This is a genomic window from Saccharopolyspora sp., from assembly GCF_017434145.1.
GTDB lineage: Bacteria > Actinomycetota > Actinomycetes > Mycobacteriales > Pseudonocardiaceae > Saccharopolyspora_C > Saccharopolyspora_C galaxeae.
Map to the genome: position 1 here is coordinate 1 of NZ_JAFRFW010000509.1, position 13,406 is coordinate 13,406.

The window sequence follows — 13,406 nt, forward strand, 5'->3', positions numbered from 1 at the left end:
GAGGGATTCGGCGGTCGTCACCGCCGCGGTGACCCCGTCGACGACCGGCACTCCGGTGCGTTCGATCACCCGCTCGGCCAGGCCCGACATGCCGCCGCAGCCCAGGCAGACGACCTCGGCCCGGTCGTCCTGCACCGCGCGCACCGCCTCCTGGGCGATGGCTTCGACGGCGGCCCGGGGATCGCGGTCGAGCTCCAGCACCGGCAGACCGCTCGCGCGCACGGAAGCGCACCGGCTGTTCAGCCCTGCGGCGGCCAGCCGGTCCTCGATCAGCGGAACGGTGCGGTCCAGGCTGGTCACCACCGAGTAGGTGCGGCCGACGAACTGGGCGGTGCTCGCGGCGGCCTCGGTGATGTCCACGACCGGGACCTCGAGCAACTCCTGCAGGCCTTCCCGGCCGTGCTCGCCGTAGCCGGCCTGGATGACGGCGTCGAACGGTTCCGGGTAGGCCCGGACGGCTTCCATCACGGCGACCGCCGCGAGGTAGCTCTCGTAGTTGCCCTCCACCGATTCCGCGCCGAACGGCGGCGTCAGCGGGACGATCTCGGTGCCGGGAGCCGCCGCACCGGCGGCCTGCGCACCGATCGATTCGGTGATCGACGGAGTCGTGTTGACGTTGACGATGAGAATGCGCACGATTCACCTTTCGCGAAGTCCCGTGCCGGGGCCGCTCACTCGGCCGCGACGGCGATCGACTCGCCGTCCACGTCCCGCCCGTCAGGATCGCGGTCACCGATGGCGGCGTAGATGACGGCCCCGAGCGCCGCACCGATGAACCACGAGAACCCGGATGCGGCGCCGAAGGCGGGCACCAGCGCGAGCACGACGGCGATCGCCGCGGACGGGACGAACGCCCACACCGCCTTCGGGTTGTACCCGCGCCGGTAGTGGTACTCGCCCTGGGCTTGCTCGGTGTAGAGGTCCGGGACGTTCACCCGGGTCCTGCGCAGCAGCCAGTAGTCCGCCATGATCACGCCGAACAGCGGTCCGAGCAGCGCGCCGAGGCCGCCGAGGAAGTAGTTCACCACCACCGGGTTGTCGTAGAGGTTCCAAGGCAGGATGACGATGCCGATGACGGCGCTCACCAGCCCTGCCCGGCGGAAGTTCAGCTGCCGCGGGAAAAGGTTCACCAGCACGTAGATCGGCGCGACGAAGTTGGCGAGCAGGTTCACCGCGATCGTCAGCAGCACCAGCGCGACCGACGCGGCCGCCAGCAGGAACGTGTTCGGAATCGTCTGGACGATGTCGGCGGGGCTGGTGATCACCCGCCCGTTCAGCTTGAACTGCGCTCCGCTGAGGACCACGACGATGGTGGCGAAGAAGAGCATGTTCACCGGGATGCCGACCAGGTTGCCACCCACGATCGAGCGGCGGCTCTTGGCCGAGCGCGTGAAGTCGCAGAAGTTCAGCACGAACGTCCCGTAGATCACGACCCAGAGCGCGGCGCCCTGCAGGACCTGCAGCCACATCGCCGCCCCGGTGAGCGGCTCGGCCGTGGACGGCGAAATGGACCAGTCCGCGCGGGCGAACATCCACACCGCCAGGCCGAACATCGTGATCAGCGTCGTCGGTGCCGCGACCGCCATGTACCTGCGGATCACGTGCATCCCGTAGCTGACGATGAGCACTTGGACGAGCCAGAGCACGAGGAAGGTGAGCCAGCCGAGCAGCGACAGCCCCAGCACCGTCTGCGCTTCCAGCTTCCGCAGTGCGGGGAACATCGCCACCAGGAGGGTGTTGAGCACCGAAGACGCGAGGTAGGTCTGGATGCCGAACCAGGCGATGGCGACGATTCCGCGGACCGCGGCCGGGATCTGCGCGCCCTTCGTCCCGAACGCGATGCGGCTCATGACGGGGAACGGCACACCGGCCTTGTGCCCCATGTAGCCGGACAGCGTCAGCAGCAGGAACAGCAGCACCGATGCGAGCAGGAACGCGGCCAGGATCCCCCACACGTTCAGCCCGAGTGCGAACAGCCCGATCGCGAACGCGTAGTTGCCGAGGCTGTGCACGTCGTTGGCCCAGAGCGTGAAGACGTTGTACGCGCCCCAGCGGCGCCCGTCCTTCTTGGTCGGGGCCAGGTCGTAGCTGTACAACCGGGGACTCGGGGTGCAGCTCGCTTCGTTGTCGGTGGCGGTCATCGAGCCGCCTCCGAGTTCTGCGCTGCCCCCGGGGCGGCGGTCATTCGACGCATTTGGACTCTCCGCTGAGTCAGGATCGGGCGACGCTCTCGCGGTCCATGCGACTCCGGGCGACGAGGCGCGCGGGGCACGACGGAGCGATCGGCGGCACTACGACACCGAGCGATGTGAACTTCCGCAATATGGAAGTATACGGCTGGGATGCGGAAGACCGTAGCGACCGTCCTGATCGCCGTCAACAGCGCCGCCGAAACCGGCTCGGCGGCTCCGCGGACGCGCTGCGCGCTCATCGGCGTTCGACGCGTGACGCCTTCCGCAGTCGGCTGCTTTTGCCTATCCTCGTCCGGCGCCCGTTGTGTATACGTGAACGTATCCCGTGTTCCGCGGCCGCATCCGCCCCCCAGCGAGGAAGGGATCACTTGAGCCAGCCGACCTACTTCGCCCCCGAGGGCGGCCTGCCGTCCCAATCCACCATGCTCACCGACCGCGCACTGGTCACCGAGGCGTACACGGTCATCCCGCGCGGCGTGCTGCGCGACATCGTCACCAGCAACCTTCCCGGGTGGAACGGCACTCGGGCGTGGATCCTCGCCAAGCCGATCCAAGGGTTCTCGACGACGTTCGCGCAGTACGTCGTCGAGGTGTCGCCGGGAGGCGGCAGCACCCGGCCGGAACCGGAGCGCGGCGTCGAATCCGTCGTGTTCGTGCTCGGCGGCGAGCTGCGGCTGGTCATCGAGGGAGCCCGGCACGACCTCACCCCCGGTGGATACGCCTACATCCCGGCCGGGGCCGACTGGTCGGTGGCCAACGATTCCGGCGAGCGAGCCAGCTTCCAGTGGGTCCGCAAGGCCTACGAACCGCTCGAGGGCTACGCGCCCGCGGCGTTCGCGGTCCAGGAGCAGGACATCCAGCCCACGCCGATGCCCGACACCAACGGAGCATGGGCCACGACGCGGTTCGTGGACCCGGACGACCTCGCCCACGACATGCACGTCAACATCGTCACCTTCGAGCCGGGCGCGGTCATCCCGTTCGCCGAGACGCACGTGATGGAGCACGGGATCTACGTGCTCGAAGGCAAGGCCGTGTACCGGCTCAACGGCGACTGGGTGGAGGTGGAGGCGGGAGACTTCATGTGGCTGCGCGCCTTCTGCCCGCAGGCTTGCTACGCGGGCGGACCGGGCAAGTTCCGGTACCTGCTCTACAAGGACGTCAACCGCCAGATCAAGCTGACCTGAGCGGGAGCCGGCGCCTCGCGCGCGACCGCAGCAACGGACCTCGGTCCAGGTGCAGGACAATGGAGCCATGGCCGAGCAAAGTCTTTGGATGCAGAAGGTCGCCGCCGACCCCGGGCACTCCGCCTGGTACATCGACCGGCTCCGCGGCATGGCTCGCGCGGGCAACGACCTCGCCGGTGAAGCGCGCCTGGTCGACGCCATGGCCCCGCGCGGCGCGCGCATCCTCGACGCGGGTTGCGGACCCGGCCGGGTCGGAGCCGCGCTGGCCGCGGCCGGTCACGACGTCGTCGGGGTCGACGTCGACGCCGCGCTGATCGCGGCTGCCGAGCAGGACCATCCCGGGCCGCGCTGGATCGTCGGCGACCTGTCCGAACTCGAGCTGCGCGGGCACGGCATCACCGCGCCGTTCGACGTGATCGTGTGCGCCGGGAACGTGCTGCCGTTCCTGGCGCCGGGAACGCGTGGCGCCGTCCTGGCGAACTTCCGCGAACACCTCCCGGCCGAAGGGCGGCTCGCGGTCGGATTCGGGGCGGGCCGGGGATACGACTTCGACGAGTTCTTCGCCGACGCCGCGGCAGCGGGGCTCGGCACCGACCTCAAGTTGTCCACTTGGGACTTGCGCCCGCTCGCCCGGGACTCCGGATTCTTGGTCGCGGTGCTGAGCCCGGTCGGCGGTGACGTCGCGCAGAACAGCGCCTGATCAGCTCATCGAGGAGTTGACTCGCCGCTGAGGACCTCGGCGAGATGCAACGCCCGCCGGTTGCTGCCGTGTGCGATCTGCGTCCGGCAGCTGAACCCGTCGGCCAGCACCAGCGTGTCCGCATCGGTCTCGCGCAAGGTGGGCAGCAGGGAGTGCTCCGCGCACGCCATCGACACGTCGTAGTGCCCCTGCTCGAACCCGAAGTTCCCGGCCAGGCCGCAACAACCGGAGTCGAGCACGTTCGCGTCGACGGACGCCCGCTGCAGAATCGCGGTATCCGCGGCGAATCCGAGCACCGCGTGCTGGTGGCAGTGCGTTTGCACGACCGCGCTCGCACCGACCTCGGGAGGTCGCCAGTCCTGCGAGGCGTGCTCGCGCAACGCTTCGGCGAGCGTGCAGTATTGGGACCGCAACCGTTGCGCGTCTTCGTCGTGCGGCAGGATTTCGCGGGTGTCGGACCGGAAAACCGCGGTGCAGGACGGTTCCAGCCCGACCACGGGTGTTCCTGCCTCGAGCCAAGGGCGCAGCAGCCGGAGGGTGCGTCGCAGCACCCGCCGGGCCGTGTCCAGCTGACCGGTCGAGATCCACGTCAAGCCGCAGCAGACCGGCTTCGTCGGCACCGCCACGCGGAATCCCGCGCTCTCCAGCACTCCCACCGCCGCCCGCGCGATCCACGGCTCGAAGTGGTTGGTGAAGGTGTCCGGCCACAGCACCACCGCGTCGGAATCACCGGGGCGCGGCTCGGCGGAGTCCCGGTGGCGCCACTGCTGCTGGAAGCTCGCCCTGGCGAACCGAGGTGCTTCCCGTTCCGGCGTCACGCCCGCGAGCCGTTTGCCGAGCCGGGCCGCACCAGGTGCGTGCAAGGCGGCGTTGACCGGTCCGGGCGCCCATTGCGCGGCCTGTGCCAGCGCGGGAAGCCAGCCCAGCGAGTAGTGCGCGGCCGGACGTGGCCGGTGCCGGTAGTGCTGCGCGAGGAACTCCGCCTTGTAGCTGGCCATGTCGACACCGGTCGGGCAGTCCGACTTGCACCCCTTGCAGGCCAGGCACAGGTCGAGCGAGTCCTTGACGGCCTCGGAACGCCACCCGTCGCCGATCGGCGAATCGCTGTGGCCCTGCATCATCTCGAAGAGCAACCGCGCGCGCCCGCGCGTGGAATGCTCCTCTTCGCCGGTGGCCCGGTACGACGGGCACATCACGCCGCCCGTCGTGCTGCGGCAGTTGCCGATCCCGACGCAACGCATCACCGCCTGGTGGAAACTCGCGTCGTCATCGGGATATCCGAGGAACGTCGAGGAGTGCTCGGGCCGGTAATCCGGCCCGAGGCGGAGGTTCTCGTCCACCCGGTACGGCGCGATGACCTTGCCCGGGTTCATCCGGTTGGCCGGGTCGAAGATGTTCTTGACTTCGGCGAACGCCCGCACCACCGGATCGCCGAACATGATGCTGAGCATCTCGCCGCGGGCCTGGCCGTCACCGTGCTCCCCGGACAACGACCCGCCGTAGGACACGACCAGGTGCGAGGCCCGCCGCACGAACTCGCGGAAGTGGGCCACGCCCGGCCCGCTCTTGAGCCGGAACGGGATGCGGATGTGCACGCATCCGTGTCCGAAGTGGCCGTACAGCGCGGGGCGCTCGTAGTCGAACTCGCGGAACAGCGCGAGCAGATCGCGCAGGTAGTCGCCCAGCCGCTCGGGATGGACCGCGGAATCCTCCCAGCCTTCCCAGCTTTCCGGCATGTCCGGCGGGTTCGCGGTGGCACCGAGCCCGGCCTCCCGGGCCTTGAGCATCTGCGACTCGCGCTCGGGATCGTCGGAGACCGCGACGTCGGCGTCCTCAGTGGACTTGCCGATCCCCTCCAGCACGCGCGTCACCTGCCGGTCGGCCTCGTCCGCGGAGTTCCCTCCTGTTTGGACGAACAGCCAGCTCGATCCTTCCGGCAGCGACGCGAGCGATCCGGGGAACATCCCTTGCTCGCGGATGAAATGCGTCAGCTCGCCACCGACCGCTTCGAGCTGCAACGGGTCGCTGAGCGACAGCAGCGTCGGCACGTGATCGGCAGCCGCGGCGACATCGGCGTAGCCGAGCACGAGCATCGCGGTGCACGGCACGGTCGGGACGAGGTCGATCTCGGCGTGCAGCACCGTCGCGAGCGTTCCCTCGCTGCCCACCAGCAGCGCGGCGACGTTGAAGCCGTCCCCGGTCACCAGCGAGTCGAGGTTGTACCCGGACACCCGGCGCGGAATGTCCGGATATCGCTGCAGAATCTCGTTCCGGTAGCGGTCGCGGACGTCCCGGAGCCGCCGGTGCAGCTCGCCCCGCCGGCCTCCTTCGGCGATGACGGCCTCGAGTTCGCGCTCGGTCAGCGGACCCACCCAGCACCGCAACCCGTCGTAGGTCAGGATCTCCAGCCGCCGGACGTTGTCGACGGTCTTGCCGTACTTCTGGGCGCTCGCGCCGCACGAGTTGTTGCCGATCATGCCGCCGATCGTGCAGTGGCTGTGCGTCGCCGGCGCGGGCCCGAACTTCTCCCGGTGCGGCCCGAGGGCGCGGTTGAGCTCGTCGTAAACGATGCCGGGCTCGACCACGCAGCGATATCCGGACGGATCGACCGAAACCACGCCGTTGCAGTACTTCGTCCAGTCGATCACGATCGCGACGTTCGCGCATTGCCCGCCGAGGCTCGTGCCGCCGCCGCGGGAGAGCACGGGCGCGTCGTGCTCCCGGCACACGCGCACCGCCTGCGCTCCGGCCTCGACCGACCGCGGGACGACCACACCGATCGGGACCTGCCGGTAATTCGACCCGTCGGTCGAGTAAGCGCCCCGCGAGCCCGCGTCGAACCGGACCTCGGCGTCCACAGTGGTCCGCAGCGCATCTTCCAGTGCCGTGACGTCGACCCGCGGCACGCCGGGTAGTCCGGTCGCTACCATTTCGCCTCCTCGGCCCCACGACCTCGAGGCCGTGCGCGGTCTCCGGCGGCGCGGTGCGCGACCGCGCACCGCGCGTCCGCTCGCTCAGCGCCCGCTCGAACGGCCCGGCATGATCTCCTGGGCCTTGGACTTGGCGCCTTCCGCGACCACCGACCACGCCTCGGGATCGCCCTTGAGCAGCGCCGAAGCGACGTTCTCCATCTGGTCCCAGTTCGCCTGCGGCGGGATCGGCGGCACGGCCGGGTCGGTGACGAACTCGACCAGGCAAGGCCGGTCGGCTTGCAGCGCACGTCGCCACGCGCCCTCGATGTCGCCGGGCTCGTCGACCTTGATCCCGCGCAGCCCCAGGCTCTCGGCGTACTTGGCGTAGTCGAAGTCCGGCAACCGCTGGGAAGGCAGGAACTGCGGCGAACCGCTCATCGCTCGCAGCTCCCAGGTGACCTGGTTGAGGTCGCGGTTGTTGAGCACTCCGACGATCACCCGCGGGTCGTCCCAGTCCCGCCAATAGTGCGCGATGGTGATCAGCTCGTTGATCCCGTTCATCTGCATCGCCCCGTCGCCGACCAGTGCGAACACCGGGCGATCGGGATGCGCGAACTTGGCTCCGGTCGCGTAGGGAGCGCCCGGGCCCATGGTCGCCAACGTGCCCGACAGCGAGGCGCGCATGTCGCCGCGGATCATCAGGTGCCGGGCGTACCAGTTCGCCGCAGAGCCCGAATCCGAGGTCAGGATGGAGTCGTCCGGCAGCAGCGGGGAGAGCTCGTGGAAGACCCGCTCCGGGTTGATCGGGTCGGCTTCGACGCCCGCCCGCCGTTCCATGACGTTGCGCCAGCTGCGCACGGTGCCCTCGACCTGCTCGCGCCAGGAGCGGTCCTGCTTGCGGTGCAACCGCGCGAGCAGCTCGCGCAGCGTCGCTCGCGCGTCTCCCAGCAGGTTCACCTCGAAGGGATAGCGCATCCCGATCATGGTCGGGTCGATGTCGATCTGCACCGCCCTGGCCTGGCCGTACTCGGGCAGGAACTGGCTGTAGGGGAAGCTCGCGCCCACCATCAGCAGCGTGTCGCAGTCCCGCATCAACTCCCAGGACGGCCGGGTGCCCAGCAGTCCGGACGCTCCGGTGACGTACGGCAGCTCGTCCGAGAGCACGTCCTTGCCCAGCAACGCCTTCGCGACACCGGCACCCAGCACGTCGGCCACCTCGACCACCTCGTCGACGGCGCCGTGCGCGCCCTGACCGATCATCATGGCCACCCGCTCGCCGGAGTTGAGGATCTCGGCGGCGTGGTCGAGGTCGGCTCGCCCCGGTGTCACGACCGAGTCCGACAGGCCGAGGCTGGAGGGCACCATCTTGAACGCGTGCGACGGAGCGGTGTACTCCAGGTCCTGGATGTCCCCGGGAATGATCACAGCGGTCACGGTGCGCCGGGCGCGAGCGGTGCGCATCGCCCGGTCCAGCACGTTCGGCAGCTGCTGCGGTGCCGTCACCTCTTGGACGTACTCGCTGGCCACGTCCTTGTACAGCGACTTCAGGTCGATCTCCTGCTGGTACGAGCCGCCCAGCGAGGTGCTGCCCTGCTGACCCACGATCGCCACGACGGGAACGTGGTCGAGCTTCGCGTCGTAGAGACCGTTGAGCAGGTGCACCGCACCGGGCCCTCCGGTAGCGATGCACACCCCGGTCTCCCCGGAGAACTTCGCGTAGCCGACGGCCTCGAAGGCGGCCAGTTCCTCGTGCCGCGCCTGGATGAACCGGGGATCGTCGCCCGCGCGCTGCCACGCGGCGAGGATCCCGTTGATCCCGTCACCGGCGTACGAGAAAACCTTCTCGACGCCCCACTCCCGCAACCGACGCAGTAGGTAGTCGGAGACCAACTCCGCCATGTCAGCACCCCGTATCGCCCGAGACGACAGTCGTCATTCAGTATCGCGATACCCGGACCACATCGGCCGAAACCCGCCGCGGGCGCTGGTGCGGTCGGTGTCGTGGCCAGCGGAAACTCGTCCGCAATGCGCAGGGCCGGTTAGGCCGATTCGTCGTCACCGAGATACCAGAACCGTTGGACCGGCAAGTTCGTGCTGTTCCCGGCCGGGACTCTCATTTCGTCCGGATGAGCCGCTACTCAAGGAATCCGGCGTCCAGCCGGTATTTCGGTTTGCACTGCCAGCCCGGCGAGCATGTGGACCCACGTTTATCGCGCGGTCCTTCGGTCTAACCAGCGGTACCGCGCGGCCCGGAAGGAGTCCGCGCGGCGACTTCTCCCACGAACTTCACGCCCGCGCGAGCTGCTCTTCGAGCTGGGCCTTGGTCATCTTCGAGCGGCCCTTGATGCCACGCGCCTTGGCGTCGGCGTAGAGCTGGGCCTTGGTGCGCCCGCCGGGGCCGTACCGGTTGCCGGAGCGGATCCCGCCGCGACGCGGAGCGGGGATGTCCTCCATCGAGGTCTTGCTCTGCCGGCTCGCCTCACCGCTGCGGGCGCGCTGCTTGTTCACCGTGCGCGCCGCGATTTCCTCGGCACGACCGCGGCTGGCGCCGCGCTGCTCCTGGGAAGCTTCAACGTGCTCGTACTGGCGGTCGGCCTTGTCGCTCCACTCCTGTTCGCGCGGATTGCGGCGTTGCCGCCGAGAGGTCTGTCGTGGCATCGATTCCTCCTCAAGCAGACCGTGCACTCCCCAACGGCCTTCCCGGTGCACCTTCGGCTAAACCCGGCGGCTCATCCGCACTACCGCTCGAAGTCGACCTCGTCGAGCCGGGTCTGCACGCTCCGGCCGCTTTCCCAGGAGTTCGCGCCCGGCGCCACCTGCGGCGTCGGAATGTCGGCCCGGTTGCGCCGCTTGCCGGGTGCGGAGATGCCGAGCGCGCGATCGCGGTCGCGGATCGACGCCTCGTCGGCCTGCCCGTCCGCGGTGAACGCCATCATCAATTGCGGAATCCCGTACGGGAAGTCGTCGCGATCGTACTGCCAGGTGTGGAACGTCTTCCCGTAGGTTCTGACCAGATCTTCGAAGTAGGTTTTCTCCGCGATGTCCGGAATTCCCGGAGCGGCCAGGATGCCGGACTTGACCTCGTAGTCGTGGCTGTGCCACAGCCGCTTCTCGTCTTCGGGCAGTTCGCGGAAGCGGTCCTCGCCGATGATGTACTCGATACCGATCAGCCGGGCATCGGGCGCGTTGCGGTCGAAGATGACGCACTGGTGCAGGTCGTGGCGCAGGTGGACGCAGAAGTGCGACGCCTGCACCTGCCTGCCCATTTCATCGGCGTACATGTGGAAGCCGTTGAGGTAGGTGCTCATCGCCTCCAGCGGATACTTCGGCTGCAGCACGCCCGCCGCCAGGTCGAGGGCCCGATGCTTCGCGGAATGCCCCTTGCCGATCTTGGCCAGCGTCGCCGCCTTGCGGCCGAGCGTGATGCCGACCGTGGTCACCACCCCGAGGGCCACACCGAAACCGACGGCTCCGGCCGTCCCTCGGCCGGAGTCGCACGAGCAGCGGGTGGATGCCATGCACCGGGCCTACCCGGGCGCCTCGGACGTTACGCGCCGGACCGCCGGTGGGTTCGCGGCCGTCCGAGCTCAGTGTTGTGGGTCGGCGACGCTCAATGCCCGGATGAAGGCCGGTCGACGCCGCGTCGGCAGGTAGTCGAGCGAAGCGAGACCGGCCCGGGCCGCACAGACCTGACAGATGCGGCGGCCGTCGTCGGGCGGCATCTCGGCACGAAGGGCGTGGACCGGGCCGTGCACCTCGCACCCGCAGTGCGCATGCGGGACTTCACCGCCCGACACGGGGATGTGCCACACGGGTTCGCGGATGCTGGAGACCCACTGCGGCAGCTGTCGATCAGTCACAACCTGAGTTCTCGGCTAGATGGACGAAACCTATAGGTTGTGCAGCCTAGTGCTGGCCTAAGACTGATGCGACCCCCCTGGGTGCGAGGACAATGCATCGACGTCCGTCCACCACCCGACCGGAAAGAAGTGACCGACATGACCAGGCCGTCCACCACCTTCGAAGGTCTGCACGAGTGGTTGCGCTCCGCGCGGGAGGAAGCCGCGGTGCAGGTCGATCACGACAACCGCACCGTGCAGCTGTTCGGCTATCCGGAGGTCTACACCGCGCTGACCGAGACCGGCGACTTCTCCTCCGATCTCAACGAGCTCGCGCCCCGGAGCACGCAGGGCGACGTCTTCGCCGAAGGCAACTTCATCAACCTCGACCCTCCGCGGCACGACCGGCTGCGCGGGCTCGTCAGCAGGGCGTTCACCCCCAAGGTGATCGCGGGGCTGCAACCGCGGATCACCGAGGTCACCGACGGACTGCTCGCGGCAGCGGGCACCGAGTTCGACGTGGTCGACGCGCTGGCCTACCCGTTACCGGTGATCGTGATCGCGGAGCTGCTGGGCATCCCGACCGACGACCGCCCGCTGTTCCGGAAATGGGCGGACACGCTGCTGTCCCAGCAGGCCGGGGACTTCAGCCAAGAGCAGCTGGAGCGCACCCGCGCACAGGTCGAGCCGACCATGCGGGAACTGAACGAGTACCTGCTCGGGCACATCCGCGCTCGCCGCGCGGCCCCTGTCGACGATCTGACCAGCCAACTCACCGCGGCGGAGGCGGATGGACGGGCGCTGACCGACGGAGAGATCATCGGGTTCGCCGGACTGCTGCTCATCGCGGGCCACATCACCACCACCGCGCTGCTGGGCAACAGCATCCAGATCATGAACGAGCACCCCGAGATCGCCGGGCAACTGCGCGCGGACCGGGAGCTCATCCCGCAGGCCGTCGAGGAGTTCCTGCGCTATCGGTCGCCGTTCCCCATGGTCGGCAGGCGCACTACGCGGGAGCTGTCCATCGGCGGGGTGTCGATTCCGCAGGACTACATGGTTCTCCCGTGGCTGGCCTCGGCCAACCGCGACGCGAGCCATTTCGACGCACCGGACACAGTGGACATCCACCGCAAGCCGAACAAGCACCTGTCCTTCGGCAAGGGAATTCACTTCTGCATCGGCGCCCCACTCGCCCGCCTGGAGGCGAAGGTGGCGCTGAACCGGCTGTTCGACCACTACCAGCACATCGACGTGGTCGGCGGCGAGTTCTTCGACGCCAAGACCATGGTCGCCGCCAAGCAGCTCGCGGTGCAGGCCAGGCCACGCTGACCACAGCCGTGCACACCGGCGTCGACCCGCACATACTCGCTGCAGGATCACGCGGGAAGGAGTCGAGATGGCACCCCAATTCTCAGTCGGCGACCACGTCGAATGGAATTCCGAAGCGGGCTACGTCTCGGGCGTCATCATCGAGAAGCACACCGAAGACGTCGAATACAAGGGCCACACGCGCCGCTGCAGCCCGGACGACCCGCAGTACGAGATCAAGAGCGACAAAACATCTCACGTCGCCATGCACAAAGGCGACGCGCTGACGAAACTGTAAGCGCGTGTATTCTTTGCGGACCGGACGCCGTGGGCGTACCCACCGGCACTTTCGACTTCCGTTTCCCGGTGCCGACCTTCGTGCTGACCCGCAGTTGTCAGCGCGCTAACACCTAACGCCGCCCAACACACTCCGAGCCACCAATTTCGCATACACCTACGCGGCATCTGCCAGCAGCCGATCAAGTCGGTCCTCGAAGTCGCAAACTTCATTCACCCGAAGGTCAACCGTCCACTCGCTGCTATCGAACGCTGCAATCCTCGCCATTTCCTCGCCTGCGCAAATAGCTCGGATCTCCCCGTTCGTCACCTGAACCAATCCGTCGGCAAGGTTCACCAAGTCGGACCATGCCAGCACGTAGGGCACTGCATCGACCTTCTCGTCGAACTCGTCCCAAGACATGCCATACGGCAACGAACCAGTGCCCTCCAGATCATGAATCCGCCACTCCCAGCAATTATCGCCAACAAGCCGGAGAATGTCCTTGAGACCGATCAGCCGTCCATTGGAGGGCCACATCGGAAACACTCTGGCCACCATTATGAACCTCCAACGGGACCGCGAGCACGGACGCTCAAACACGCCACACTGACATGCACCAAGCGACTCCCCTGTCTCTTTCATCAGCATGATCCGTAGGTACCGACTTCAGCCTGCAAGACCGAGTCAGATTGGCAAGCGAATTTTCGCTCCCTAGCGTTCGCTTACGAAGCGAGATTCGAGACGATCGGTTGCGCAGACACGGAAAGCGAATCAAAAGCACGACGCAAAATCAAATATAATGCTCCAAACGCATGTTCAACTGACGCAAGGCGGCTGAATGCAGCTCTTCGATGAACAAGCTGACGCAATCGTCCACCTCGCGCAGCGTATGCAGCCCGCTCCACTTGTCGGGCTCGAAAGCAGATCCCACGCGCCACCTGTCGTCGAGCTTTTCGATCCGTACGGCCCCGCGCTCATCAAACGA

General features: G+C 67.9%; 12 protein-coding genes. 4 read left to right on the top strand and 8 right to left on the bottom strand.

Going from position 1 to position 13,406, the window contains the following annotated elements; all coding sequences use genetic code 11:
• Positions 1-636 (bottom strand): aspartate/glutamate racemase family protein (locus IJH84_RS14065; RefSeq protein WP_295145080.1); only part of this gene is annotated, 636 nt, incomplete at its 3' end.
• 35 nt (positions 637-671) lie between these two features.
• A complete protein-coding gene (locus IJH84_RS14070; RefSeq protein ID WP_200071728.1) occupies positions 672-2,141 on the bottom strand; it encodes an NCS1 family nucleobase:cation symporter-1 in 1,470 nt (489 codons plus the stop codon).
• Between the two features lie 419 nt (positions 2,142-2,560).
• Between IJH84_RS14070 and IJH84_RS14075 the strand changes: the two genes are divergently transcribed.
• Entirely contained in the window at positions 2,561-3,379 is an 819-nt protein-coding gene (locus IJH84_RS14075) for a bifunctional allantoicase/(S)-ureidoglycine aminohydrolase (RefSeq protein ID WP_200071729.1), read from the top strand.
• Positions 3,380-3,446: 67 nt separating this feature from the next.
• The gene (locus tag IJH84_RS14080; protein ID WP_295145086.1) at positions 3,447-4,079 is read left to right on the top strand and encodes a bifunctional 2-polyprenyl-6-hydroxyphenol methylase/3-demethylubiquinol 3-O-methyltransferase UbiG; all 633 of its coding nucleotides are present in this window, start codon (positions 3,447-3,449) and stop codon (positions 4,077-4,079) included.
• 5 nt (positions 4,080-4,084) lie between these two features.
• Here IJH84_RS14080 and IJH84_RS14085 read toward each other — a convergent pair whose 3' ends face one another.
• From IJH84_RS14085 to IJH84_RS14100, 4 genes are all read right to left on the bottom strand, one after another.
• On the bottom strand, positions 4,085-7,009 hold the full coding sequence (locus tag IJH84_RS14085; RefSeq protein WP_295145089.1) for an FAD-binding and (Fe-S)-binding domain-containing protein: 2,925 nt from the start codon (positions 7,007-7,009) through the stop codon (positions 4,085-4,087).
• A gap of 84 nt (positions 7,010-7,093) precedes the next feature.
• Positions 7,094-8,890, bottom strand: coding sequence for a thiamine pyrophosphate-requiring protein (locus tag IJH84_RS14090; RefSeq protein ID WP_200071731.1), 1,797 nt, complete (start codon positions 8,888-8,890; stop codon positions 7,094-7,096).
• Positions 8,891-9,277: 387 nt separating this feature from the next.
• A complete protein-coding gene (locus tag IJH84_RS14095) occupies positions 9,278-9,649 on the bottom strand; it encodes a plasmid stabilization protein (protein WP_200071732.1) in 372 nt (123 codons plus the stop codon).
• 80 nt (positions 9,650-9,729) lie between these two features.
• A complete protein-coding gene (locus tag IJH84_RS14100) occupies positions 9,730-10,509 on the bottom strand; it encodes an OBAP family protein (RefSeq protein WP_295145094.1) in 780 nt (259 codons plus the stop codon).
• A gap of 480 nt (positions 10,510-10,989) precedes the next feature.
• On the opposite strand from IJH84_RS14100, the gene IJH84_RS14105 reads away from it, so the two are divergent.
• Positions 10,990-12,162 (top strand): cytochrome P450, encoded by a 1,173-nt coding sequence (locus tag IJH84_RS14105; RefSeq protein WP_295145096.1) that lies wholly within the window; start codon positions 10,990-10,992, stop codon positions 12,160-12,162.
• Between the two features lie 67 nt (positions 12,163-12,229).
• Complete coding sequence (locus IJH84_RS14110) at positions 12,230-12,439, top strand: DUF2945 domain-containing protein (protein ID WP_200071735.1); 210 nt, start codon at positions 12,230-12,232, stop codon at positions 12,437-12,439.
• Between the two features lie 156 nt (positions 12,440-12,595).
• Here IJH84_RS14110 and IJH84_RS14115 read toward each other — a convergent pair whose 3' ends face one another.
• Positions 12,596-12,979 (bottom strand): hypothetical protein, encoded by a 384-nt coding sequence (locus IJH84_RS14115; protein ID WP_295145100.1) that lies wholly within the window; start codon positions 12,977-12,979, stop codon positions 12,596-12,598.
• Positions 12,980-13,211: 232 nt separating this feature from the next.
• Positions 13,212-13,406 (bottom strand): hypothetical protein (locus tag IJH84_RS14120; protein WP_295145103.1); only part of this gene is annotated, 195 nt, incomplete at its 5' end.

Excerpts from the sequence above, each read along its gene's own strand:
- IJH84_RS14070 (WP_200071728.1), bottom strand. The coding sequence starts at position 2,141 with ATGACCGCCACCGACAACGAAGCGAGCTGCACCCCGAGTCCCCGGTTG.
- IJH84_RS14080 (WP_295145086.1), top strand. The coding sequence starts at position 3,447 with ATGGCCGAGCAAAGTCTTTGGATGCAGAAGGTCGCCGCCGACCCCGGG.
- IJH84_RS14085 (WP_295145089.1), bottom strand. The coding sequence starts at position 7,009 with ATGGTAGCGACCGGACTACCCGGCGTGCCGCGGGTCGACGTCACGGCA.
- IJH84_RS14090 (WP_200071731.1), bottom strand. The coding sequence starts at position 8,890 with ATGGCGGAGTTGGTCTCCGACTACCTACTGCGTCGGTTGCGGGAGTGG.
- IJH84_RS14095 (WP_200071732.1), bottom strand. The coding sequence starts at position 9,649 with ATGCCACGACAGACCTCTCGGCGGCAACGCCGCAATCCGCGCGAACAG.
- IJH84_RS14100 (WP_295145094.1), bottom strand. The coding sequence starts at position 10,509 with ATGGCATCCACCCGCTGCTCGTGCGACTCCGGCCGAGGGACGGCCGGA.
- IJH84_RS14105 (WP_295145096.1), top strand. The coding sequence starts at position 10,990 with ATGACCAGGCCGTCCACCACCTTCGAAGGTCTGCACGAGTGGTTGCGC.
- IJH84_RS14110 (WP_200071735.1), top strand. The coding sequence starts at position 12,230 with ATGGCACCCCAATTCTCAGTCGGCGACCACGTCGAATGGAATTCCGAA.
- IJH84_RS14115 (WP_295145100.1), bottom strand. The coding sequence starts at position 12,979 with ATGGTGGCCAGAGTGTTTCCGATGTGGCCCTCCAATGGACGGCTGATC.